18 protein-coding genes and 5 tRNA genes are annotated in these 23,987 nt (G+C 54.0%); 16 read left to right on the top strand and 7 right to left on the bottom strand.

The genetic code is table 11. The features are described 5' to 3' along the window. Nucleotides 1-6: 6 nt before the first annotated feature. A complete protein-coding gene (locus KJI95_RS14115) occupies nt 7-1,737 on the bottom strand; it encodes a S16 family serine protease (RefSeq protein ID WP_214507837.1) in 1,731 nt (576 codons plus the stop codon). A 201-nt stretch (nt 1,738-1,938) separates the two neighbouring features. Here KJI95_RS14115 and KJI95_RS14110 point away from each other — a divergent pair. The 8 genes from KJI95_RS14110 to KJI95_RS14075 all read left to right on the top strand — a co-directional run bounded on the left by KJI95_RS14110 (nt 1,939) and on the right by KJI95_RS14075 (nt 6,438). Further along, nucleotides 1,939-2,029, top strand: a tRNA-Ser gene (locus KJI95_RS14110). A 356-nt stretch (nt 2,030-2,385) separates the two neighbouring features. Further along, nucleotides 2,386-2,476, top strand: a tRNA-Ser gene (locus KJI95_RS14105). A 338-nt stretch (nt 2,477-2,814) separates the two neighbouring features. After that, complete coding sequence (gene uvrY, locus KJI95_RS14100; protein WP_214507836.1) at nt 2,815-3,459, top strand: UvrY/SirA/GacA family response regulator transcription factor; 645 nt, start codon at nt 2,815-2,817, stop codon at nt 3,457-3,459. A gap of 2 nt (nt 3,460-3,461) precedes the next feature. Beyond that, nucleotides 3,462-5,282 (top strand): excinuclease ABC subunit UvrC, encoded by a 1,821-nt coding sequence (uvrC, locus tag KJI95_RS14095; RefSeq protein WP_214507835.1) that lies wholly within the window; start codon nt 3,462-3,464, stop codon nt 5,280-5,282. Between the two features lie 47 nt (nt 5,283-5,329). Next, nucleotides 5,330-5,878, top strand: a complete 549-nt coding sequence (gene pgsA, locus KJI95_RS14090) for a CDP-diacylglycerol--glycerol-3-phosphate 3-phosphatidyltransferase (RefSeq protein ID WP_214507834.1) — start codon at nt 5,330-5,332, stop codon at nt 5,876-5,878. 259 nt (nt 5,879-6,137) lie between these two features. Next, nucleotides 6,138-6,213: transfer RNA gene (locus KJI95_RS14085), tRNA-Gly, on the top strand. A 30-nt stretch (nt 6,214-6,243) separates the two neighbouring features. Continuing rightward, nucleotides 6,244-6,317 (top strand) — tRNA-Cys (locus KJI95_RS14080). 34 nt (nt 6,318-6,351) lie between these two features. Beyond that, nucleotides 6,352-6,438, top strand: a tRNA-Leu gene (locus KJI95_RS14075). Nucleotides 6,439-6,807: 369 nt separating this feature from the next. Here KJI95_RS14075 and ylqF read toward each other — a convergent pair. Together ylqF and KJI95_RS14065 are read right to left on the bottom strand one after the other, a co-directional pair. Next, the gene (ylqF, locus tag KJI95_RS14070; RefSeq protein ID WP_214507833.1) at nt 6,808-7,752 is read right to left on the bottom strand and encodes a ribosome biogenesis GTPase YlqF; all 945 of its coding nucleotides are present in this window, start codon (nt 7,750-7,752) and stop codon (nt 6,808-6,810) included. Between the two features lie 106 nt (nt 7,753-7,858). Further along, nucleotides 7,859-8,698: an isopenicillin N synthase family dioxygenase gene (locus KJI95_RS14065; protein WP_214507832.1), complete on the bottom strand. Its 840-nt coding sequence runs from the start codon at nt 8,696-8,698 to the stop codon at nt 7,859-7,861. A gap of 525 nt (nt 8,699-9,223) precedes the next feature. Here KJI95_RS14065 and KJI95_RS14060 point away from each other — a divergent pair. After that, nucleotides 9,224-10,132, top strand: a complete 909-nt coding sequence (locus KJI95_RS14060) for a bifunctional methionine sulfoxide reductase B/A protein (RefSeq protein WP_214507831.1) — start codon at nt 9,224-9,226, stop codon at nt 10,130-10,132. Between the two features lie 129 nt (nt 10,133-10,261). On the opposite strand, the gene KJI95_RS14055 is transcribed toward KJI95_RS14060, so the two are convergent. After that, nucleotides 10,262-11,818 carry a SulP family inorganic anion transporter gene (locus tag KJI95_RS14055; protein ID WP_214507830.1) on the bottom strand — a complete coding sequence of 519 codons (1,557 nt, stop codon included), beginning with the start codon at nt 11,816-11,818 and terminating at the stop codon, nt 10,262-10,264. Between the two features lie 298 nt (nt 11,819-12,116). Continuing rightward, nucleotides 12,117-15,473, bottom strand: a complete 3,357-nt coding sequence (gene rne, locus KJI95_RS14050; protein WP_214507829.1) for a ribonuclease E — start codon at nt 15,471-15,473, stop codon at nt 12,117-12,119. Nucleotides 15,474-16,066: 593 nt separating this feature from the next. Between rne and rluC the strand changes: the two genes are divergently transcribed. Continuing rightward, nucleotides 16,067-17,074, top strand: coding sequence for a 23S rRNA pseudouridine(955/2504/2580) synthase RluC (rluC, locus tag KJI95_RS14045; protein ID WP_214507828.1), 1,008 nt, complete (start codon nt 16,067-16,069; stop codon nt 17,072-17,074). Further along, nucleotides 17,071-17,715 carry an HAD-IA family hydrolase gene (locus KJI95_RS14040; protein WP_214507827.1) on the top strand — a complete coding sequence of 215 codons (645 nt, stop codon included), beginning with the start codon at nt 17,071-17,073 and terminating at the stop codon, nt 17,713-17,715. Before rluC ends, KJI95_RS14040 begins: the two co-directional genes overlap by 4 nt. 47 nt (nt 17,716-17,762) lie before the next feature. On the opposite strand, the gene KJI95_RS14035 is transcribed toward KJI95_RS14040, so the two are convergent. Then, nucleotides 17,763-19,124 carry a sensor domain-containing diguanylate cyclase gene (locus tag KJI95_RS14035; RefSeq protein ID WP_214507826.1) on the bottom strand — a complete coding sequence of 454 codons (1,362 nt, stop codon included), beginning with the start codon at nt 19,122-19,124 and terminating at the stop codon, nt 17,763-17,765. Nucleotides 19,125-19,273: 149 nt separating this feature from the next. Then, nucleotides 19,274-19,912 (bottom strand): Maf family protein, encoded by a 639-nt coding sequence (locus tag KJI95_RS14030; RefSeq protein WP_214507825.1) that lies wholly within the window; start codon nt 19,910-19,912, stop codon nt 19,274-19,276. Between the two features lie 294 nt (nt 19,913-20,206). On the opposite strand from KJI95_RS14030, the gene yceD reads away from it, so the two are divergent. The 5 genes from yceD to fabD all read left to right on the top strand — a co-directional run bounded on the left by yceD (nt 20,207) and on the right by fabD (nt 23,979). Continuing rightward, nucleotides 20,207-20,731, top strand: a complete 525-nt coding sequence (gene yceD, locus KJI95_RS14025; RefSeq protein WP_214507824.1) for a 23S rRNA accumulation protein YceD — start codon at nt 20,207-20,209, stop codon at nt 20,729-20,731. Between the two features lie 15 nt (nt 20,732-20,746). Continuing rightward, entirely contained in the window at nt 20,747-20,917 is a 171-nt protein-coding gene (rpmF, locus tag KJI95_RS14020) for a 50S ribosomal protein L32 (protein ID WP_011760097.1), read from the top strand. Between the two features lie 14 nt (nt 20,918-20,931). Next, the gene (gene plsX / locus KJI95_RS14015; protein ID WP_214507823.1) at nt 20,932-21,960 is read left to right on the top strand and encodes a phosphate acyltransferase PlsX; all 1,029 of its coding nucleotides are present in this window, start codon (nt 20,932-20,934) and stop codon (nt 21,958-21,960) included. A gap of 13 nt (nt 21,961-21,973) precedes the next feature. Further along, nucleotides 21,974-22,933 carry a beta-ketoacyl-ACP synthase III gene (locus KJI95_RS14010; RefSeq protein ID WP_214507822.1) on the top strand — a complete coding sequence of 320 codons (960 nt, stop codon included), beginning with the start codon at nt 21,974-21,976 and terminating at the stop codon, nt 22,931-22,933. Between the two features lie 119 nt (nt 22,934-23,052). Further along, nucleotides 23,053-23,979, top strand: a complete 927-nt coding sequence (gene fabD / locus KJI95_RS14005) for an ACP S-malonyltransferase (RefSeq protein WP_214507821.1) — start codon at nt 23,053-23,055, stop codon at nt 23,977-23,979. Nucleotides 23,980-23,987: the final 8 nt, after the last annotated feature.

The following is a 23,987-nucleotide window of genomic DNA, read 5'->3' as shown; positions in this document are numbered from 1 at the left end:
ACCTTTTTAGCCCCGGGAAAACGGCCATTTTGCGAGCAATCTGGCAAGTAAGCCGTTGGGCTCGTCCTCAAGATCGTCGCCGGCGAGGCGATCAAGCCGTGCCTGCACCAAACCATAGAGGGTGTTTTCGGGGAAATTGTGCTCTTCATCGGCTTTGCCGGCCGGCAGTGACATTAACAGCTCGACTGCTTCGTCCATGTGCTCAACGGCAAAAATATGGAACTCCTCCCGGCGCACTGCATCAATCACCTTGGGATCAAGATTGAGCTGCAGCAGGTTGGCATGGGGAATTATCACCCCTTGCTCGCCTGACAGACCACGGCGTTCACAAAGGTTAAAGAAGCCTTCAATTTTTTCATTCACACCGCCGATGGCCTGCACATTGCCGAATTGGTCAAGGGCACCCGTTACCGCAAGTGATTGATTAATTGGCTGCTCACTGATAGCGGACATCAAACAGCAATACTCGGCCAAGGAGGCACTGTCGCCATCGATTTCCTGATAGGACTGCTCGAATACTATGTTGGCATTGAGGTGCAGCGGTGCATCGCGGCCGAAGATCCGGTACAGACAGGCTGAAAGGATCATCATGCCCTTGGCGTGGATATTGCCGCCAAGCTCAGATTTGCGCTCGATGTCCGCCACTTCGCCGTCACCGTAGTGGACGGTGGCGGTGATGCGCGCAGGCTCACCGTAGCTGTAGTCAATGCTGTCGATTACGGTCAGGCCATTAATCTGGCCAACCATTTCGCCGCTGGTGGGCAGGTTGATAAAGCTGTCATCAAAACTCTGGGCCGAGAAGCGCTCAGAGCTGTTGTGGCGGCGTTTAAGCTGGCGGATTGCCTTGTCGATGGCAGTGCCTGCCAAACTGGTTGAGCGGCCATACACGGCGGCTTGGGCGAACAGCTGTACCATGTCCTGTGCGCCCAACGAGAGGCGCTGTTGATGCTCACAGTCACGGGCCGAAAAGAGAAACAGCGGCATCAGGGCGCTGTCTTCGAGGCTGTAGCCTTCACTGGCGGCGAGCGCCTTAAGCCACAGGCCGTAGTCCTGCTCCGTTTTACTGGTTAAATCAAGCTCATGGGCAACTTCACCCAGCAGCGGGAAGTGGCGCACAAATTCATGGTCATGGGCGCGAAGCTCACTGTATTGCAGGGCACTGCCAACCAAAATGACAGTGGATTGCAGCGGAATTGTCATCTCTTTGCCAACCCGGTAACTGCCGTGCTCAAGGGCGGCCATCAGCAGTTGCCACAGGCCTTCGCGGCGGTAAATCGACTCGACGCAGATAAACACATAAGGATAAGAGGCGAGGGCGCCTTGCTGATAACTGAGCTTGCCCTTGGCGTCGGTTTGCAGGCTGCCAAACAGGTCCTGGCGGCTAAGTTTCTGTCCAAGGATGGTATAAAGGCCGCGCTCGGTGGCGACAGTGCCATGTTCGCCTTGGCGAATCTCTTGCCAGTTAAGCTCTGTATTGTCGTCCTGACGTTTGGCAACCAGCTCTTTAAGGGGTTTTACTGCTGACTGCGCAAGCGCCTTAAACAGTGACGGCCGGTGCACGCCGGCGAAATCAGCCAGATACATATGCTGGCTCTGGATTTGACTTGCCAGGCTAAAGGCATCGCACAACCTGTCCTGACAAAGCAGCAAATGGCCGATGCCGGGATTGTCAGTCAGGTTGGTTGGCAGTTTAAATACCGGAGCCAGTTGCCCGGCCGAAACACAAGAAGGATGCATAGGAGTCTTTGAAAATCATTGATGGGGCGATTTTAGCATATCCTTTGCCACTGTAAGCTGTCCTTTGAAGGCTAAATGAAACAGACAGTTGCCCGGCTTGGTTAAAAACAGATCGCATTGGGCAAACTCTAAGCAATCAATTGCGTCTTTGAAAAAAGGAGTTTACAGCGCCGGGGAGCAAGGCTATTATGCGTCTCATTCGGAGGGGTGGCAGAGTGGTTTAATGCACCGGTCTTGAAAACCGGCGTGGGTTTATAGCCCACCCAGGGTTCAAATCCCTGCTCCTCCGCCAAATTCTGAAAAGCCCGCTGAGAAATCAGCGGGCTTTTTGCTTTATGCTGTTACATTTGGCCCGACGACAGAGTTTGTTGTCCTTACAGCAGCTCCTCGTTTCATTCACGTCTCATCCAGCCTTACATATCCAGCTTGATGCAGCTTTGATAAAAACGGCGCTATAAAGCTACCGCCATAAAACTCCGCAGCAGTAAACTAGGCACCAGAGACTGGCAGTAAACAGCTAAAAAACATCGCCTTAGGTTGAAAAATGCCCGTTATTATGCCGAATTGGCGCGCAAATGAGCAAACGCGCGATATTTTACAATTCGGGCTTTACAGCGAGGTTCTCCATGGATATTATGCGTCTCGTTCGGAGGGGTGGCAGAGTGGTTTAATGCACCGGTCTTGAAAACCGGCGTGGGTTTATAGCCCACCCAGGGTTCAAATCCCTGCTCCTCCGCCAAATTCTGAAAAGCCCGCTGAGAAATCAGCGGGCTTTTTGCTTTCTGGCCGTGAAGGTTTTGCTGCAGGGGTTTTGCTGTAGGCTGCGGCGATTATTCCGCACCGCTGCGCTTTGGCTAGCGCAACTAAGGTTAAAAAGCGGCACAAAAAAGCTTAAATAGTCGCATGAATAGTAGCGTAAAAGGTGCGGTATTTCAGATTGATAACCAAGGGTTAGTGGCGATGACAAGCCGGACGGAAAGCTTTGCCAGCGCCGGTCAGTTGGGATAAATTATCGCTGCTGGGCGCAGGGAATGCGTTGTCGGTTTCTACAATAACGATAAACAGGGTGGTGCTAAGTTGATTTCTGTCTATTTGGTCGACGATCACGAATTGGTTCGCACCGGGATCCGCCGGATCCTGGAAGACGAGCGCGGTATTAAGGTAGTGGGTGAGGCCCCGGACGGTGAAACTGCCGTGACCTGGTCGAAACAAAACGAAGCCGATGTGGTGCTGATGGACATGAGCATGCCCGGCATCGGCGGTATCGAAGCGACCCGCAAGATTTTGCGCTATCAGCCCCACGCCCGCATCATCATGTTGTCGATGCACACTGAAGATCCGTTCCCGACCAAGGTTATGCAGGCCGGCGCCTTTGGCTTTTTGAGTAAGAGTGCCAGACCGCCTGAAGTCGTGCAGGCCATCCGCCAGGTTGCCTGCGGTCAGCGTTATCTGGCGCCTGAGATTGCTCAGCAAATGGCACTGAGCCAGCTTACCCAAACCGATGAAAACCCCTTCAAACAGCTGTCAGAGCGTGAGTTGCAAATCGCGATGATGATCATCAACAGCATGAAGGTCAGCGATATTGCCGAGCAGCTGAACTTAAGCCCGAAAACGGTTAACAGTTACCGTTACCGCCTGTTTGCCAAACTTGGCATTGGCAGCGATGTGGAGCTCACCCGCCTCGCAATCCGTCACAAAATCATCGACCCCGGCAAGTTTTAAGCGTGTTCGACAGCAAGGCATTTCTAAAAACCGTTTCCACCGCTAGCGGCGTCTATCGCATGTACGACACCGCCGGCGAAGTGATTTATGTCGGCAAGGCCAAAGATTTAAAGAAGCGCCTGTCTTCTTACTTTCGCGCCAATCTGCCGAGCATCAAGACCCAGGCGCTGGTCAGCAACATCGCCAATATCGATGTCACTGTTACCCACAGTGAAACCGAAGCCCTTATTCTTGAAAATGATTACATCAAGCAGTACATGCCCAAGTACAACGTGCTGCTGCGTGATGACAAATCCTATCCTTATATTCTGCTGAGCGGCCATCGCCACCCGCGCCTTGCGTATCATCGCGGTGCCAAGCGCGAAAAGGGCGAGTATTTTGGCCCTTATCCCAACGGCGGGGCGGTGCGCGAAAGCCTTAATCTGATGCAAAAGCTGTTTCCTATCCGCCAGTGTGAAGATGCCTATTACCGGGCCCGCTCAAGGCCGTGCCTGCAATACCAGATAGGCCGCTGCTCGGCGCCCTGTGTGGGCAAAATCAGTGATACCGATTATGCCGAGCAGGTGCGGCTTGCGAGTCTTTTTCTGCGTGGTAAGGATCAGCAGGTTATTGTAGCCTTGGTCGATAAAATGTCGGCGGCGGCTGAGGCGATGGAATACGAAGCCGCGGCGCGTTTTCGCGACCAAATTCAGGCGCTTCGTAAAGTGGCCGAGCAGCAGAATGTGTCCGGTCAGCAGGGCGATATGGACGTGATAGGGGTAAACTTTGCCTCCGGCATTGCCTGCTTCCATATTCTGTTTATTCGCGACGGCAAGATTTTTGGCAGCCGCAGCTATTTTCCGGCGGTGCCGGACGCCACCGAGCTTGGTGAGGTGCTGCGTGCCTTTATGCTGCAGTTTTACCTTGGCAATGAGTCGTCACGCAGCATCCCGCGCGAAGTGCTGCTTGATGAAGAGTTTGACGATTTACATGAGCTTGAGGCCGCTATTCAGGACAGCCTTGGCAAAAAAATCGAGATTAAATGCCGCATTCGCGGCGAGCGCGCCGCCTTTTTGCGTCTTGCCAGTACCAATGCTGCCAACGCGGTCGCAAGCAAGCTTGCACACAAGAGCACGGTCGAGCAGCGAATGGAACTCCTTGAAGAGGTGCTTGGGCTGCCAACGCCCATTGAGCGTATGGAGTGCTTTGATATCAGCCACACCATGGGCGAGAGCACGGTCGCCTCCTGCGTGGTGTTTAACCGTGAAGGGCCGCACAAAGCCGAGTACCGCCGCTACAACATCAGTGGCATCACAGGCGGCGATGACTACGCCGCCATGGCGCAGGCGCTGACCCGCCGCTTTGATAAAATCGAGCGTACCGGTAAGGTGCCGGATGTGCTGTTTATTGATGGCGGCCTTGGGCAGCTTCGCGCCGCCATGGCGATTGTGGATGACAAATTTGCCGATATGGATCGCCGCCCCTTGCTGGTAGGCGTTGCCAAGGGCGAGAGTCGTAAACCCGGGCTCGAGACGCTGATTTTTGGCGGCAGCGAAGCGGAGTTTTCGCTCGAGTCTGACAATCCGGCGCTGCACCTTATTCAGCACATCCGCGATGAGTCGCACCGGTTTGCCATCACCGGCCACCGGGCCAAGCGGCAGCAGACCCGCAATACCTCATCCCTTGAATCCATCCCCGGCATAGGCCCGAAAAGACGCAAGGCGCTGCTGCAATATCTCGGTGGATTACAGCAGGTTAAAAATGCCAGCGTGGCCGAACTTGCCAAGGTTCCCGGGATCAGCGCAGAAATGGCGCAAACTATCCATGACGCATTGCGAGGGTAACAAAAATCAGGCAAGATTGGCGCTGCTTTTGAACTCCAGGGGCTCCCATGCCGTTTAACTTACCCATCGCCTTGACCTTTTTCCGGTTGTTTTTGCTGCCGGTCTTCGTGGTGATCTTCTATCTTCCTTACGCCTGGACACCCTTTGCGGCCGCGTTTGTGTTCTGGCTTGCCGCCATTACCGATGCCCTTGATGGTTACGCCGCCCGTAAACTAGGGCAGTTAACCCGTTTCGGTGCCTTTTTGGACCCCGTTGCCGACAAAGTGATGGTAGTTACCGCGCTGGTGCTGCTGGTTGCTGATTACGACTCGCCCTGGCTCACCTTGCCGGCGCTGTTTATGATTGGCCGCGAAATCGTGATTTCGGCGCTGCGTGAATGGATGGCCGAAATCGGCAAACGCGGCGCGGTTGCCGTGTCATGGATTGGCAAATATAAGACAGCCGCACAGATGGTGGCCATTATCGGCCTTATCTGGAAACCCAATGACTGGGTGGTGCTCGCGGCTTACGGTCTTTTCTATGTCGCCGCCATTCTGACCTTCTGGTCGATGATGAGTTACATCAGCGCCGCCTGGAAAGATCTGACCGCTGAATAAGTTTTATCCCGATGCTGCATGTTTCTGATGCAGGTCGTTTATTTAGTGTGCATACGAGTTTGTGAGTGAAAATAAGCGTTTGACACCCGAGGTTAAATCGGTAGAATGCCAATCCGCAGTCAGGGGAAACTTTGAGTGTAAACGCTTTAAACACGCTTTGTTCTCAGAAAGTAGTTAAAGGCAAAAAACGCGACATTAGCTCAGTCAGATAGGAAGTAGCGATACCTCCGCCTTGATTGAAGTTAACGAAGCAAAAAACGCGACATTAGCTCAGTTGGTAGAGCGATACCTTGCCAAGGTATAGGTCATCGGTTCGAACCCGATATGTCGCTCCAAACTTCCTCCCCGGAAGCTTGGTACAAGATGGCGCGATGGCAGAATGGCTATGCTGCGGATTGCAAATCCGTCGATCTCGGTTCGACTCCGGGTCGCGCCTCCACTTTTCGAAAGCTTCCAAAAAGCTTCGACACTTGGCCCGAGTGGTGGAATCGGTAGACACAAGGGATTTAAAATCCCTCGGCGGTAACGCCGTGACGGTTCAAGTCCGTCCTCGGGTACCATTCAAATAAAGCTTTACGCCCACGATCAAAGTTCGAATCCCAAAAAAATTCCTGTCACAGTATTTTCGCTTTAGCCTTTACTCTCGCTATTTATTCTGCTGTGTTCGCCATTGTTCTCTGTTCGCCATGCTTCTTCGTTCGCCATTCTTCCTTGTTCACATAGATTATTTCGATGGTCATAAGTTGCTTAGTTGGTCATAAGTTGCTTCGTTGGCCGCGATCTTTATTTGGCTCTCATTTGTCGATGTTGATTCAAGTAAGTGGCGCCTGATGCTGAGGATCTCTTTGATAAAACGTGCGGCATAAAAAAACCGCCAGTTCGAGCTGGCGGTTTTTTGTATTCAGGCTGGCCAATAATTAGCTTGGCGCTCAGTTATTGTGGCGTTTACCTGAGCGGCGCAGTTTTTCTTCTTCGAGTTTGGCCTGCTTGATGGCGGCCTTTTCAGCAAGAATGCGGGCGACTTCTTCTTTTTCACGCTCGGCCATTTCCGGCGTTTCCAGGCTCAGCAGGCCGATTTTACCGCTTCTGAATTCGTGTAACAGCAGTTCAGAGGCCTTGTGAAGATCAATGTAACCACCGCTTCTGAGCGCGCCGCGCTTGCGGCCTATGTCTTCCAGCAGCGCTACGTCATCTTCCGACAGCTCTTCAAGCTTGTAGCGCTCTTTAAGCTCGGCAGGGTATGCCTCACGGAAAAAGGCGACCGCAAACAGTGCCACTTCGTCGTATTCCATGGCGGTATCCTTGATGGCGCCGGTGACGGCCAGACGATAGCTGCTCGCTTCGTTGTCCACCTTGGGCCACAGGATGCCGGGGGTGTCCGACAGCACTATGCCGTTTTTAAGATTGATGCGCTGCTGCGCCTTGGTGACGGCGGGCTCGTTACCGGTTTTGGCGATGACGCGGCCGGCGAGGGTATTGATAATGGTGGATTTTCCGACGTTGGGAATGCCCATTATCATGGTGCGTATGTCTTTGGCGGCGGTGTCGCGCTCGGGCACCAGTTTACGCACCAGCTCAGGAATTACGGTTTTAAGATGCCCGGGCTCCAGGGTGGTAACGGCCATCGCCTTTACCCCTTGCTCTTTCTCGAGGTGAGCAATCCAGGCGGCGGTAATGTCCGGATCGGCCAAGTCGCATTTATTCAACAGCTTGATACAGGGCTTATCGCCCCGAAGTTTGGCAACCATGGGGTTTTCGCTGGAATAGGGGATGCGCGCATCCAGCACCTCAATGACGAGATCCACCTGTGGCATGGCTTCGGCAATCTCTTTTTGTGCCTTGTGCATGTGTCCGGGATACCATTGAATCGCCATTGTTTCTTTCCTGTTGTCGCCAAGTTGGGGCGCATATTCTAGCGTTTTTGGCGCCAAGGCACAAAAAAAGCGTCCCGAAGGACGCTTTAAGTTCAGCGCTTGGCGATTAAATCACCCCAAGCTCGCGCAGGCGCTCCATCAGGTAGCTGTCGGCGGTGTAGCGCTCAGACAGCACCACATCGGGGCGCGGGTGCAAAAACAGCGGCAGCGAAATCCGTGACTTGGTCTTGTCCATGCCCTCAGGGTTAATCACCCGGTGGGAGGTGGACGGGAAGTAACCGCCGGAGGCTTCCTGCAGCATATCGCCGATGTTGATGATAAGGTTGCCAAAATCGGAAGGCACATCAAGCCAGCTGCCATCTTTGGCTTTTACCTGCAGCCCCGGCTCGTTGGCGGCCGGCAGCACTGTCAGCAGGTTAATGTCTTCGTGGGCGGCGGCGCGGATAGCGCCCGGCTCTTCTTCACCTGTCATCGGCGGGTAGTGCAGCACCCGCAGCAGGGTCTTTTGGCTGCCATCAATCATGTTTGGCAGCGGCTCGTTGAAGCCCTTTTTAACCTCGACCGGACTGTGCGCTTCAACCCAGGACAGCAGCTCGGCGGCGAGGGCATTGGCTTCACGGTAATAGGTGAGGATGTTTTCTTTGAGCGTCGCAGGAATTTGGCCCCAGGGATAAACATGAAAGTATTCTTTGATGTCTTTTACCTGATGGCCTTTGGCGGTTTCGGACACGTCGGCCGGAAAAAATCCGTCCTGGGTGCTTGGGTTGAAACGGTAATTGTGTTTGTCGTCACTTTGGAAAAAGGCGTACCAGTCGCGGTAGATGCTTTCTACCAACGCCTGATTGATTGGGTGATTTGACAGCACCCCAAAGCCGGTTTCCCGCAGTGATTGAACAAATTGCGCCGCCGCATCATCGGCGCGGTAATCGATAGTTTCCAGTTTCATAATATGTTTTCTTTTTGTAGTTGGTTTGACCCCGGCCGAGAGTCTAGTCGTGACCGGGAAGGAGTGCAAATACTCTATGCTTTGCCGGTCTTTATTGTTTTTCTGTTTTGGGTAGCGGCTATTGGGCAGGCTAGGGGATAAAAGTGGCTGGCGTGCCCGCGTACACTCACTTGCACAAGATCCTTGCACAAACGCACTCAAAGAAGCTCACTGCCACAAGTTCGCTTGGACAAATGTGCTCACACAAAGGTGGTCGCATAAACTGGAGAGCCGCAATACAATCAGCGTCTATTTGGACATTTATTGGGGCGCTAATTTGAGCGCTGGTGCGGCGTTACTGTTTATCGCAGCTGCTACTCATCTGAGCTCGCATCGATGTAATACAATCCGCCCTTGGCCGGTCTTTAGCAAAGCTAAGTTTTCACAGCATAAGCCGAGCCATCGCAGCATAAGCCAGACGAGAGCAGCAAACGCCGTGCATTGTTAGCGTCATCATCAGGCGCCGGGCGCACCTTGGGAGTAATCATGAGAACACTGACAGAGTTTGAACAATACGTCATTGAGCACAAAGGCACTGAGCGGCCCTATTCCGGCGAGTACAATCTGCACAAAGCCGAAGGTGTGTATTGCTGCAAGCGCTGTGATGCGCCTTTGTACCTGTCGGAGCATAAGTTTCAGGCCCACTGCGGCTGGCCTGCCTTTGATGATGAGATTGCCGGCGCTGTGGCGCGCCATATGGACGCCGATGGCCGCAGGGTCGAAATTGTCTGCGCAAATTGCGGCGGTCACCTTGGGCATGTGTTTGAAGGGGAATATCTGACACCCAAAAACCTGCGCCACTGCGTAAATTCGGTATCTATGGTGTTTAAACCCAAAGCGCAGCCAGCCGCTGATGAAACCACACTGGCCGAGGCAACCTTTGGCGCGGGATGTTTTTGGTGCGTTGAGGCGGTATTCAGCGCCCTTGACGGAGTGGTGAACGTGGCGCCGGGCTACGCCGGTGGCAATGCCGACGATGCAAATTACAAAAAGGTGTGCTCGGGGAACACTGCCCACGCCGAAGTGGTGCAAATCACTTACAATCCGGCGGTAATCGACTTTGATACCTTGCTGAAAGCGTTTTTCTTAAGCCACGATCCCACGACCTTAAACCGCCAGGGTAACGATGTGGGGCCGCAGTATCGTTCGGTGATTTTTGCCCACGATGAGGCGCAGGGTGAAGCCGCATCGGCGGTGATTTCGGCGCTCAATGCCTCCGGCGCCTGGCCAAAGCCGATAGTCACAGAAGTGGTGGCTTATCAGGGCTTTTATCCGGCTGAAAACTATCATCATAACTATTTTGCCAATAACCCGGAGCAGGGTTACTGCGCCATGGTGATAAAACCCAAGGTAGAGAAGTTTAAAAAGGTGTTTGCCGACAGGCTCAAAGCCTGAGTCTGTCAAAGCGGATTTTATATAACACGTTGAAGTTAAGAATGAAAAAGCGGCCGAAGGGCCGCTTTTTTAATCCTGTTTGTTTCGATCCGGTTTGCTTTAATCCAGCTTGTTTTAGTCCAGTTTGCTTTAATCGAGTTTATCATCTGCAACCCGGTAATGCGGGTCGGTCAACACATTCACTTCAACCAGATCGCCGGCTCTGGCAAGCAGCGCCTTACAGTCCTCGCTGAGGTGTACCAGATGCAGGGTCTTGCCCTTGGCACTGTAACGCTCGGCCAGGGTGTCGATGGCATCGAGCGCCGAGTGATCGGCAACCCGCGACTGACCAAAGTCAACGATGACCTCGGCAGGGTCGTTTTCGGCATCAAACAGCGCCAGAAAATGCGACGCCGAGCCAAAAAACAGCGGGCCGGATACCCGGTAAAGTTTGCTGCCATCGGCAGTGAACTCAGTGCTGGCACTGATGTGCTTGGCATGCTCCCAGGCAAACACCAGCGCAGAGACAATCACGCCAACAAAGACTGCGACCGCCAGATCGGTAAACACAGTCACTACGGTTACCAGCACAATCACAAAGGCATCGTGGCGCGGCACCTTGCGCATCACTTTAAAGCTCGCCCACTCAAAGGTGCCGAGCACCACCATAAACATCACCCCGACCAGCGCCGCCAGCGGAATGATTTCGATAAAGGCAGCACCAAACAGAATAAAGGCGAGTAGCGCCAGCGCGGCAGTGATCCCCGACAAGCGGCCACGGCCACCGGAGTTAATGTTAATCATCGACTGACCAATCATGGCGCAGCCACCCATGGCACCAAAAATGCCGCTGGTGATGTTACCCACACCCTGCCCGACGCACTCTTTATTGCCGCGGCCACGGGTGCCGGTCATCTCATCCAGTACCGTCAGTGTCAGCAGTGATTCAATCAGGCCAACCGCCGCCAGAATAACCGAGTAGGGCAGGATGATTTCCAAGGTTTCCCAGCTAAAGGGCACGGCGGGAATGGCAAAACTTGGCAGCGAGCCTGCGATGGTGGCATTGTCATTGCCGCTCATGGTTTTAAGGAAATCGAGCACAGTGCGGGTGTCGAGCTCAAAAAACACTACCAGACCCGTGACCGTAAGGATTGCAGCCAATGACGACGGAACAGCCGTAGTGAGTTTGGGCAGAAAGTGAATGATGGCCATGGTAAGCGCCACCAGAGCGAGCATCAGGTAAAGGCCATCACCACTGAGCCAGGTGAGCTCGCCATTGTCACCCATTACCTTGAACTGACCGAGCTGGGCCAGAAAAATCACAATCGCCAGACCATTCACAAAGCCAATCATCACAGGGTAAGGCACGATGCGGATAAACTTGCCGAGCTTGAAAATCCCCGCCGCCACTTGGATAAGCCCCGCCAATACCACAGCAGCAAACAGATATTGCACCCCGTGGCTGGTAACCAGTGCCACCATCACAACCGCCATGGCACCGGTGGCGCCGGAGATCATCCCGGGTCGACCGCCAATCACGGCAGTGATAAGCCCCATGATAAACGCGGCATAAAGGCCGACCATGGGCTCGACGCCGGCGACAAAAGCAAAAGCAACGGCTTCGGGAACCAGAGCGAGGGCGACCGTAAGGCCGGAAAGTATGTCCGCCCTGTGGGTGGCAGAGTGGTGGCGCAGCAGCTCAAACATAAAACCTCTTGGCTGGATTTGTGATGTAAGTAACAAATAAAGCCGCGAAGTCTAACAAAGTTTGCACTGCCGGGGTACCCAAAAAGCCAAGCAAGGTCCCCAAAAGCCAAGATAGTGTGGTGTGGCCCCTCAATAATCGCTCAGAAATAAGAACGACAAAACCTTTAAAAAGAGAGTGAAAAAGAGAGTGCTATTCAGGAGTTCAAAAGAGAGTGCCATTCAAAGGAAAGTGCCGATAAAAAGTCGCGCGAATAAAAAAGCCGCGCATCAGCGCGGCTTTGTTGAGCGGGATGAACCCTTACTGTGGTCTTGCCATATCAGAGCCAGCGCTGTTGCTGGTCTTGACCTTAGGCGCGCTCACCTCGGCGGCGGACGCCTCGTAGGCACGGCCTTTTGGCGTGGCAACCTGCTCAGGCGCGTCGACGCTTGGCTTGGTCATTTCAGAGCTGACCATGGAGCCGAAACGGCTGCCGGCTGGGCGGCTGGCTGGAGCTGAAACCTGCGCTGGCGCTTCGGCGGCTTTTGGTGCCACGGCAACGCGAGCTGGCGCGATGGCGGCAGGTTTGGCCATTGGCGCTGCGGCGATGGCTTTTTCTGCGGCCTTGGCTTCGGTTTTGGCTTCGGCTTTGGTTTCAACGGCAGTTTCAACCGAGCTTACAACCACAGTTTCAGCGGCAGCTTCAACTTTGGCTTCGACTTTAGCTTCGACCTGAGCGGTTTCTGCTACCGGGGCAGCTTCAGTTTTCACCTCGGCGATTGGCGTTGCAACGGCTTGTGCAGCAGGAGCTACCTCAGCGGCAGGTGCTACAGCGACAGGTGCTGGAGCGGCAGTCTCAGCAACCGGCGCTTCCTTCACGGCTTCATTCACCACAACGATGTCGGCCATGTCGGAGGCGGTTTGCAGCACGCTCTCTTGAGTGATTGCGTCGGCCTGAGTGATAGCATCGGCCTGAGTGATAGCGTCGGCCTTAATAACCTCGGCTACCACGTCGGCGCTCTGTACTTCAGCTGTCACAACTTCAGCTGTCACAACTTCAGCAGCCACAACCTCAGTTACGGCAGCAACGGCTGGTGCTGCGTCGGCAGCAGTGCCTTCTTCAGTACCATTTTGCTCCTGCTCATCGCGGCGACGACGCTGACCGGCGGCGCGCAGATGACGAGGGCTGCGGCGGCTGCGGCGCTGACCGTCACGACCGTCACGGCGTGGCTTGTCATCACCGTCCTGGTCGTCGGCTTCGTCGCCATTGTCGCTGTCAAATGCCAGTGAACCCTGAGCAACTTCTTCGGCGGCAGTAACGATGGCTGGCGCAGCTTGTTCGATGGTTTGCTCGCGCTCGGCAGACTCAGTAGCTGCTGACTCGGCGCTTACGTCATCGGCCTTTTCAGTGCGTGGCTTACGGTTGCCACGGCGGCTGCGGGAAGGCTTGTCTTCACCGGGAACTGCTGGCGCTGTGTCAGCATCGCTATCGATGGCCTGAACCAGTTCCAGCTCGTCACTCACCTCGATTGCAGCTGGTGCTTCGCTGCCATCTTCAATACGCACTTTGCGGCGCATGTTGCGGCGCTGGCGACGCTCACGCACGACTTCCTGTTTGGATTCAACATCGTCGTTCAGTTCAACAGCTTCAACCGCTTCTGGTTTTTCACGCTTGGGCGCACGCTCACGACGTGGCTTTTCTTCGCGCTTTTCGCGTGCTGGCTTGTCGGCATCGAGCTGCTCTGGCTTGGTGCGCTCACGGCGCTCCTTGGCCTCGGCGCGGCGTTTGTCACCGTCTTCACGGCGCTCATCGCTGCGGGCTTCCTGACGGTCGTTGCGACGGTCATCACGACGTTCGTTACGGCGCTCGTCACCACGATCGTTGCGGCGGTTACGGCCACGGTTGTTTTGCTCACGGCCTTTGCCGGAAGTCGCTTTCTTCTCTTCTTTTGGCGCTTCTTTTTCTTCGCTGCCAAAGAGTGAGCCGATGGCGGCAAACAGGCGAGTGAAGAAGCCAGGCTTTTCTTCCTGCTTGGCTGCAGGTTTGGCTTCGACTTTTTCAGCCGGTTTGGCAGCAGGAGGCTCCATTGGACCACCAAAGCCTTTCAGTACTGGCTCAGGGGCCTGAGCACGCTCAAGCTTACGGGGCTCGTACAGTTTGGCTTCTGGTTTTTCTACGCGCTTGTAGCTGGCTTCTTCGATTTCATCGTCTTTGCGATGACGAATAACCTTGTACTCCGGGGTCATCATGTGCGGATCCGGGATCACGTACACTTCAACCTCGTGGCGCTGTTCGATGATGCGAATGGCTTTACGCTTTTCGTTCAGCAGGAAGGCGGCCACATCCACAGGCACAATGGCTTCAACCTGAGAGGTGTTGTCCTTAATGGCTTCTTCTTCCATCAGACGCAGGATAGACAGTGCCAGCGACTCGGTGCCACGGATGGTGCCCTGACCATGACAGCGTGGGCAGATGTGGGCGGCAGATTCTTCCAGTGACGGACGCAGACGCTGACGGGACATTTCCATCAGACCAAAGCGGCTGATACGACCAAGTTGCACACGGGCGCGGTCCTGATGCACGGCATCACGCAGACGGTTTTCCACTTCGCGCTGGTGGCGAACCGGGGTCATGTCGATAAAGTCGATAACAATCAAACCGCCAAGGTCGCGCAGACGCAGCTGACGGGCGATTTCATCGGCCGCTTCCAGGTTGGTGTTGAGTGCGGTTTCTTCGATATCGCCGCCCTTGGTGGCGCGGGCAGAGTTGATGTCGATAGAAGTCATGGCTTCGGTTGGGTCGATGACAATCGAGCCGCCGGAAGGCAGACGCACTTCACGCTGGAAGGCAGATTCAATTTGAGATTCAATCTGATAGTGAGTGAACAGTGGCACTTCGGCCTTGTAAAGCTTCACACGCTCAACAAAGTCAGGACGCACCAGCGCGATATGCTGCTTGGCGTCTTCATAAATGCGTGGGTGGTCAATCAGAATTTCGCCCACATCACGGCGCAGGTAGTCGCGGATGGCGCGCACAATCACGTTGCTTTCCTGATGGATAAGCAGCGGGGCAGGGTGCGACTCAGAGGCTTCTTTGATGGCATCCCAGTGACGCAGCAGCACTTTAAGGTCCCACTGCAGCTCACTGGCTTCTTTGCCAACACCGGCGGTACGCACAATCAGGCCCATGCCGTTAGGCACTTCGAGGTGCTCCATGGCTTCTTTAAGCTCAGTGCGCTCGTCGCCTTCGATACGGCGGGAAATACCACCGGCGCGTGGGTTGTTTGGCATCAGCACCAGATAAGAACCGGCCAGGCTGATAAAGGTGGTCAGGGCTGCGCCCTTGTTGCCACGCTCTTCTTTATCAATCTGAACAATGACTTCCTGACCTTCGCTTACCACTTCCTTGATGTTGGGGCGACCCTGGAAGGAGTAACCTTTAGGGAAGTATTCGCGGGCGATTTCTTTAAGCGGCAAAAAACCATGACGCTCAGCGCCATAGTCTACGAATGCAGCTTCAAGAGAGGGTTCTACGCGGGTGATTTTACCCTTGTAAATGTTGGCTTTTTTCTGTTCGTGGCCTGGGCTTTCGATGTCCAGATCATAGAGTTGCTGCCCATCGACAAGGGCAACGCGCAACTCTTCCGATTGAGTTGCGTTGATAAGCATACGTTTCATGGTGACGTCATTCTTCTATAAATGGGTCACCGGAGCTTTTTCGGTGCATTCCGGGCCTGATCTTATGCACATTGCCTCACGGCAGGTTATCAGGCTGGGGGAAGCGCATTACTGTAAAACGCAATCGCTGCGTGTCGCTTCCGATTTATGGCTTATTTTTTAATGATTACAAAAACAAGGAATTCGTTGTAAAACATCAACCAACCCCATAAATTCTTTTAAAAACATCCGTGAATGCCCAAACCGATTCAATTCTTCCGGTGACTGGTTTTAGTCAATAATTCGATTCAGGGGGTGTTTTCCACAGGAAACCATACGAAAATGGCGGCGTATTGGATTTAACTTGTCCGGTTGGCCACGTTATCGGCTCAAACTCTGACGAGAGTTTGCAATTCAATGAATTGCGATCCTTCAACCTGCTGTTTTACTCCGGCGGGAACACGGTGCGGCTGCTGGATTTGTGAACACTTTATCCACTGCTAATCCTTAGCCGCGAATGGAATATAGCAACATTCAAAAAATTCGGCAATGTAAAGCCACACAGCCTGTGACTTTGATGTACAATGCGCTGCGTTTCAGACAGACGGTTTACCATGAATAAAGACACTTCCCCCACCCAGGTTCAGTTTATCGGCATCGACGAAGACGGTGCCGGCCAGCGCATTGATAACTTTTTGCTTGCCCGCCTCAAAGGTGTGCCCAAGAGCATGATTTATCGCATCGTCCGTAAGGGCGAGGTTCGGGTCAATAAAAAGCGCGTCAAACCCGAATACAAACTTGAGGCGGGTGATGAGGTACGGGTGCCGCCGGTACGGGTGGCCGAAAAGGATTACCGCACTGCGCCCTCAGCGAACCTTAATCGCGTGGCTCAGCTTGAAGACAGAATTCTGTTTGAAGACAAACATATTATTGTGCTGAACAAGCCTGCCGGTATTGCAGTACATGGCGGCAGTGGGGTGGACTACGGGGTGATTGAATCACTGCGAACCCTGCGCCCTACCTGTAAGTTTCTGGAGCTGGTGCACCGGCTTGATCGCGATACCAGCGGCGTGCTGCTGATTGCCAAAAAGCGTATGGCACTGCGGCATCTGCATGACCAATTACGGCACAAGCAGATGCAGAAGGTGTATCAGGCGTTGGTGCGCGGCAAGTGGCAGGAACACGACCGCGTGGTACGGGCACCGCTTTTGAAAATCACCCTCAAGTCCGGCGAGCGGATTGTGCGGGTGAATGCCGAGGGCAAACCTTCGGAAACCTATTTTAAAGTGCTGCGCCGTTTCGATGAGGCCACCCTGGTGGAAGCAAGCCCTGTGACTGGCCGCACCCATCAAATTCGGGTGCACTGCCAATATCAGGGCCATCCGATTGCCTGCGATGAAAAATACAGCGAGCAGGGCTTTGACAACAGCATGCGTGAAAAAGGCTTAAGCCGTTTGTTTTTGCATGCAGCGCAGCTCACTTTTACTCATCCCGACACTGAGACTGAAATGACAGTGCAGGCGCCGCTCGATGAGGAGCTGGCACGGGTGCTTGAGGTGCTTGCAGGCAATGCAGCGCCAACCAAAGCAAAGGATAACGTTAAGGCGGGCGGCAAGGCATGAAGCAATTTGAGCTGGTGATTTTCGACTGGGACGGTACCCTGATGGATTCCATCAGCAAAATTGTGCACTGCATGCAGGCTTTGGCTCAGGAGCTTGAAATAGCCATTCCGAGCGAAAAAGTGGTACGGGATGTGATTGGTCTCTCTATGCCTGAAGCCATGCGCGCGCTGTTTCCGGCTGAAACAGAAGCGACCCGCCAGAGCTGGATAAATCGCTACAAGGTGCATTATCAGGTACTCAATGCCACCCCAAGCCCGCTGTTTGACGGGGTACATGAGCTGCTTGATGGCCTCGCGCAGAAGCAAAAGAAACTCGCGATTGCCACCGGCAAGGGCCGTCCGGGGCTTGATGCCATTTTAAGCCAGACCGGACTTGGGCCTAAGTTTCATGCCAGCCGCTGCGCCGATGAAACCCGCAGCAAGCCGCACCCACAGATGCTGCATGAGCTTTTGGCTGAGCTTGGCGTATGCCCGAGCCGGGCCGTAATGATTGGTGACTCGGCGTTTGACCTTAAAATGGCCCATAACGCCGGCATCGCCGCTATCGGGGTGGATTATGGCACCCACGACCGCGACACACTGCTTGCGGTGTCGCCCTTGACGGTCGTATCACATCCGCTTGAACTGCTGCAGCACCTCTAAGCGCATCTATTGTCGCTATTGGCAGCTGTCACCACTGGCGGTTGACATCAGCGGGCATCATGGGTGCCGTCGCGCTGCGCCATCCCGCTGGCCATCGCTTTTTCTAACATGGCGAGTTCACTTTCGGCGCTGTCTAACGGATTGATACACAGCCGTGATACGGTTCTTGCCGATAGTTGCACGCGCTCCGAACCGACATGAATAGCCGATGACAGGCGGGTGATCAGCCGCGACTCCAGCCTGATAAGCTGCGCTGGCAAACCAAGCAGCTCAGCTTCTTTGTCAAAGCGCACCAACACCACAAATTCATCGCCGGCAATTCGTGCCACCAGATCATGGTTATTAATGTTCCCCTGCAGCCGTTTGCTGGTGATGGCAAGCACATCGTCGCCGCCACTGCGGCCAAGCTTTTCGTTGATGCTGCTGAAATCGCACAAATCAAGATAGACAAGACCAAAGGGCAGCTGTGAGCTTTTAAGCTCGCGCATCGCCAGCATCAGTGCTTCTCTATTGTGGGCGCCGGTCAGCGCATCGTGGCTACTCAGGTACGCCTGCTGCTTTTCTGCCTGATGAATAGCGGTGATATCGTGGGCCGACACTATCACGCCGCTGATATTGCCGTTTTCATCTATGTAGGGATTGTGATGGACGCTCACATAGATTGGCGGATTGGGCGGTGGTGGGTGGATCCAGTGCTGGGTGTGGAGTGTTTCTCCGCTAAACGCTTTGTCGATTAGCGGTTTGATGTTGGCGCTGAAGGTGGCTTCGCCGTGGAGCTCGGCAACCTGCTTGCCTTCAATCTCAGACGCGGGGCGATTGAAGGTAAGCTCATAACCCTTGGACACGACCCGGTAATGGTAGTTTCTGTCGATAAACGACATCATATGCCGGGTCGCTTTAATCATTTCTTTATGTAGGTTAAGCTGCCTTGCCACCAATAAACGGCGGTACTCCACGCCGATGCGCTGGGCAAGCAGGCGAAAGAATTCCCGCGATTTGGTGTTTTCTTCCTGTGGCAGCGGGTCCATCACCAGAATATGGCCAAGGGGCTCGCCGCCATCACCGAGGATGAGCTCACCCTGATAGCTCTGGGCGCCCAGGGTGCGGATAAGGGCAAAGTCGGGAAAGGCTTTTTGCAGATCCCGAGGGTAGAGAATGTGGCTGACATCGCGCTGGCGGTAGAGTTTTTCGCAGGGGCTGTGCTGCATCGGAAAGCTGAAACCCGGCAGCAGTTGCTTGTTGTCGCAAAACCAGAGAAGTTCGACTTCGGTTTTGTCACTGCTGAGTCGGGCAAACGCGGTCCAGCGGCACTGGGTCACCAATGCCAGGGCTTTGAGCGCTCGCTGAAAGAAACGGTCATCTGTACAGGGAGCTGCCAGTAATGCCAAGGCTTCTTCGATGTCCGTCATGGTGCTCCTTTTCCGTCAAGGCCTCCATGCCGCCAAAATCACTTCTGTGTGTTAAGTTAATGTTGCCCAAAAGTTTGGCATGTGACAACACTAGGTTAACAAATAATTGCCTGCATAATCTCAATATAATGGCTGTAAATTCTTACGTTCTATATTTCTTTGGTAGTAATACCTGCATCATCACTAGTCGGTTGTGATGTAAGTACATTGACGCCGGCGCGTGCGAGCAGCTCATTAAGGGCAATCAGAGGCAGACCAATCAGGGTATTGGGATCGCGTCCCTCGAGGCGGTCGAACAAGCAAATGCCAAGCCCTTCGGACTTAAAACTGCCGGCGCAGTAAAGCGGCTGCTCCGTTTTTACGTAGGCGTGAATTTCCGAATCACTCAATACCCGAAAATGGACAGTGAAGGGCTCCACCAGGGATTGGCAGGTACCGCTTTTTACGTCAAACAGGGCAAGGCCGGTATAAAAGGTAATGGCTTTTCCGCGCTGCGCCTTAAGTTGGGCGATAGCAGCGGCTTCGGTATGGGGTTTTCCAACAATATTGCCATCAACCAGTGCCACCTGATCTGAGCCGATAATCAGCGCATCTGGCGCTGCACTGCCTGCCAATGCTTTGGCTTTGGCGATGGCAAGGCGCTCGGTCAGTGCGATGGCCGTTTCGCCGGGCAGCGGCGATTCATCCACGTCGGGCGAGCAGGCTTCAAACGGCAGACCGAATTTGGCGAGCAGTGCCTGACGAAAAGGGGAGGAGGAGGCAAGAATAAGCGGGCGATTTGCTGTCATGTTGCTGGTTATGTCGCTTGAGGGTCTACAATGGAGTGGTCATTGTCGTCAGCCGCGCCTTTGCATGCAATCCTTAAGCGCCTCTGATGGCGCGATTTACGCAAAGCCGACGATGACAGGCTGCAAACGCTTCTATTTTATGCGACCGGTGCTTGTACAGCCGCGGGGCCTTGGGTAGAATTTTGCCTCGGTCAATTTCATAGCCGGTTCAGGAATCAGCGCAGGGTCCCACAGCGGAGCTTTGCCAAAAATTCCTTTGACTCCGGCGTGTTGAAGCTATAATATGCGCGCCTTATGCAAACAGTAAAGATACCGGTTTCTATCGATCCGATCCGATCCGCGACAAATCGCCTGACTTTTCAGGGGATTGTGCCCGGCAAGGTGTTAAAACGATTGAGAGAATTGACAGCCGGCGACTGTTCCGATGTGGCTGTGTCGTTGGAATGTGGTGTTGATTTACAGGGGATAGTCTACCTGAAAGGGAAGGCTGTGACGGAGCTCACTCTGTTATGTCAGCGTTGCATGGCACTTTTTACCACTGAGGTTACGGTCGACTTTTGTTTCAGTCCTTGCAGGACCGAGGCAGAAATCGATGAGCTCCCGGATGCGTATGACCCTATTGAGTGCGATGAAATTGGCGAAATACGTCTGCATCAACTGGTCGAAGACGAGTTGATTTTGGCAATGCCCCTGATCCCGGCGCATCAGAATAATGATTGCAATCTGGGTACCCAGGACATAGTCGTAGGCGAGATTGAAGCCGCTCAAGAGGAGCGTCCAAATCCGTTTGCAGTGTTAGAAAAACTGAAGAGCAAGTAATCCAGGAGACAGACAATGGCTGTACAACAGAATAAAAAATCTCGTTCCAAGCGTGGCATGCGCCGTTCACATGACGCTCTGAGCACTGCTCAGCTGTCTGTAGACGCTACCAGCGGCGAACTGCATCTGCGTCACAACGTGACTGCCGATGGCTACTACCGTGGTAAGAAGGTTATCAACAAGTAATTGTTGACCTTCCTATGACGAATCTGACGCTTGCGTTAGATGCGATGGGGGGCGATTACGGCCCCCAAGTCACGGTGCCTGCGGCTGTGCAGGCACTTCGACTACACCCTCTGCTAGACCTCATTCTCGTCGGTGACGAGTCGCAAATCTCTCCTTATCTGGCTAATTTACCTGCTGAATTTCAGTCAAGGCTGTCGGTTATTCATACCACCGAAGTGGTGCGCATGGATGACAAACCGGTTACAGCACTGCGTAAAGCCAAGAACAGCTCCATGCGACTTGCCATTGAACTGGTGCGGGACAGCAAGGCTGACGCCTGCGTCAGTGCCGGCAATACCGGCGCCCTGATGGCGATGGCCAAGGTTATCCTTAAAACCCTACCCGGGGTTGACCGGCCCGCTTTAGTCAGTTGTCTGCCCGCCGTCACAGGTAAACCTGTGTATTTATTGGACCTTGGTGCCAACGTTCAGTGCGATTACGACACCTTGTTTCAGTTTGCCGTGATGGGCACAGTGCTTTGCGAAGCGGTGGAAAAGAAATCCCGCCCCAAGGTGGCGCTGCTTAACGTCGGCATTGAAGAATTCAAAGGCAACAGCGATGTGCAGCAGGCTGCGCAGCTGCTGATGCACACTCCTCAAATCAATTACACCGGCTTTGTTGAAGGCGATGAAATCTACACCGGAAAGGTGGATGTTATCGTTTGCGACGGCTTTGTGGGTAATATCACACTCAAAACCTCAGAAGGCATTGCCAGACTGCTGGTTCATCAATTAAAACAAGGGCTGACTCAAGGCTTTATGGTGCGTTTACTGGCCCGGATGCTGGCCCCGCGTATCCAGAATGTACTCAGTCAGATGAACCCCGACCACTATAACGGTGCAAGTCTGTTAGGATTGCGCGGGATAGTGGTAAAGAGCCACGGCAATGCAGATGAACAGGCCTATGTACAGGCAATCAGTCTTGCCTACACCGAGGCCAAACGTCGACTGCCCGAGATGATAAACGATCGTCTCGCGTCGATTCTTTTAGATATCAATAGCTGATTTCTCCTTAACTATGCATACAAAAATTCTTGGAACCGGCAGCTACCTGCCGGCTCAGGTGCGTAGCAATCAAGATCTGGAAAAAATGGTGGAAACCAGTGACCAGTGGATTGTTGAACGCACGGGTATTTCAGAGCGTCGCATTGCTGCCATGGACGAGACAGTATCCACCATGGGTCATCAGGCAGCGTTAAAAGCCATTGAAATGGCGGGTATTCATGCCGAAGAGCTGGACATGATCATCTGCGGCACCACCAGTGCGGCAAATGCGTTTCCTGCGGCGGCCTGTGAAATTCAGGCGCTGCTCGGCGTACCGAACATTCCGGCGTTCGATGTTGCCGCCGCTTGCTCGGGCTTCGTGTATGCCTTGTCGGTAGCCGATCAGTTCGTCAAAACCGGCGCTGCCAAAAAGGTGCTGGTGATTGGCGCTGATGTGCTCTCGCGTCTGTGTGAGCCTGAAGACCGCACCACCATTATTCTCTTTGGTGATGGCGCCGGCGCCGCGGTTGTTGGTGCCAGCGAAGAGCCCGGCATCATCAACACCCATATTTATGCCGATGGCCGTCAGGGCGACCTGCTCAAGTGTGCGTTCCCGCCACGTTTGGGAGAATCCTCCGAAGCCGTAGGCTTTATGCAGATGAAGGGCAACGATGTGTTTAAGGTTGCAGTGACTCAGCTTAGCCACGTGGTAGAAGAAACCCTGCGCCTGAACAATGTCGACAAGTCAGAGATTGACTGGCTGGTTCCCCATCAGGCCAATTTCCGTATCATCAACGCCACCGCCAAAAAGCTTGATATGAGCCTGGATAAAGTGGTGTTGACCCTGGCCAAGCACGGTAACACCTCCGCCGCTTCTGTGCCGATCGCACTGGATGAAGCCGTACGCGATGGCCGCATCAAGCGTGGACAACTGCTGCTGCTTGAGGCCTTTGGTGCCGGTTTCGCCTGGGGCAGTGCCTTGGTGCGTTTCTAATTAAAGAAACGTATTTAATTAAAGATACGCTTTTAAACGAACCGAAACATTTCCGGCTAGATTACCCAGTGTAATAAAGAGTCAAATCAACAAGTTTCAATAATAAAGGTTTAATAATAATGGATAAATTTGCCTTTGTATTTCCGGGGCAGGGCTCACAGGCCGTGGGCATGCTGGCCGACCTGGCCACAGAGCATCCGGTTATTGCCACGACTTTCGCTGAAGCGAGCGAAGCCCTTGGCTACGATCTCTGGTCACTGGTGCAGGATGGTCCTGCCGAGCGTCTGAACCAGACCGAAAAGACCCAGCCAGCGCTGCTTACTGCCAGCGTCGCCATCTGGCGCGCCTATCAGGCGAGCGGCAAGCCACAGCCTTCAGTACTCGCCGGTCACAGCCTGGGCGAATACTCGGCGCTGGTGTGTGCCGGTGTGATTAAATTTGCCGATGCGGTGAAACTGGTTGAGCTGCGTGGCCAGCTGATGCAGGCCGCCGTGCCGGAAGGCTCTGGTGCCATGTACGCCATCATTGGTCTGGATAACGATGCCATCGCCGCTGCCTGCGCTGAAGCTGCCGAGGGTGAAGTAGTCAGTCCGGTTAACTTCAACAGCCCAGGCCAGGTAGTGATTGCCGGTCAGAAAGACGCTGTTGAGCGTGCCGCCGCTGCCTGTAAAGCCGCCGGCGCCAAAATGGCGGTGGCGCTGCCGGTAAGCGTGCCTTCCCACTGCAGTTTGATGAAAGGTGCTGCGGATAAACTCGCAGAGGCACTTGCTGCCATCGAGTTCAGCACTCCGGCCATTCCGGTTATCAATAACGTCGACGTTGCAGCACCAAGCGATGTGGCTGCTATTCGCGATGCGCTGGTACGTCAGCTTTACTGCCCGGTGCGCTGGACCGAGACAGTTGAAGCCATGGCGGCCGACGGTATTACTCATCTGGTTGAATGTGGCCCAGGTAAGGTATTGACTGGTTTGGCAAAACGCATCAATAAGGCCGTTTCTGCCCAGGCCGTTAACGACGTGGCAAGCTTTGCCGCGCTGACCGAATAAGGAGTTTT

It is taken from the genome of Shewanella jiangmenensis (assembly GCF_018596335.1).
Classification (GTDB): domain Bacteria; phylum Pseudomonadota; class Gammaproteobacteria; order Enterobacterales; family Shewanellaceae; genus Shewanella; species Shewanella jiangmenensis.
This window is presented reverse-complemented; position numbering and strand designations above follow the sequence as displayed.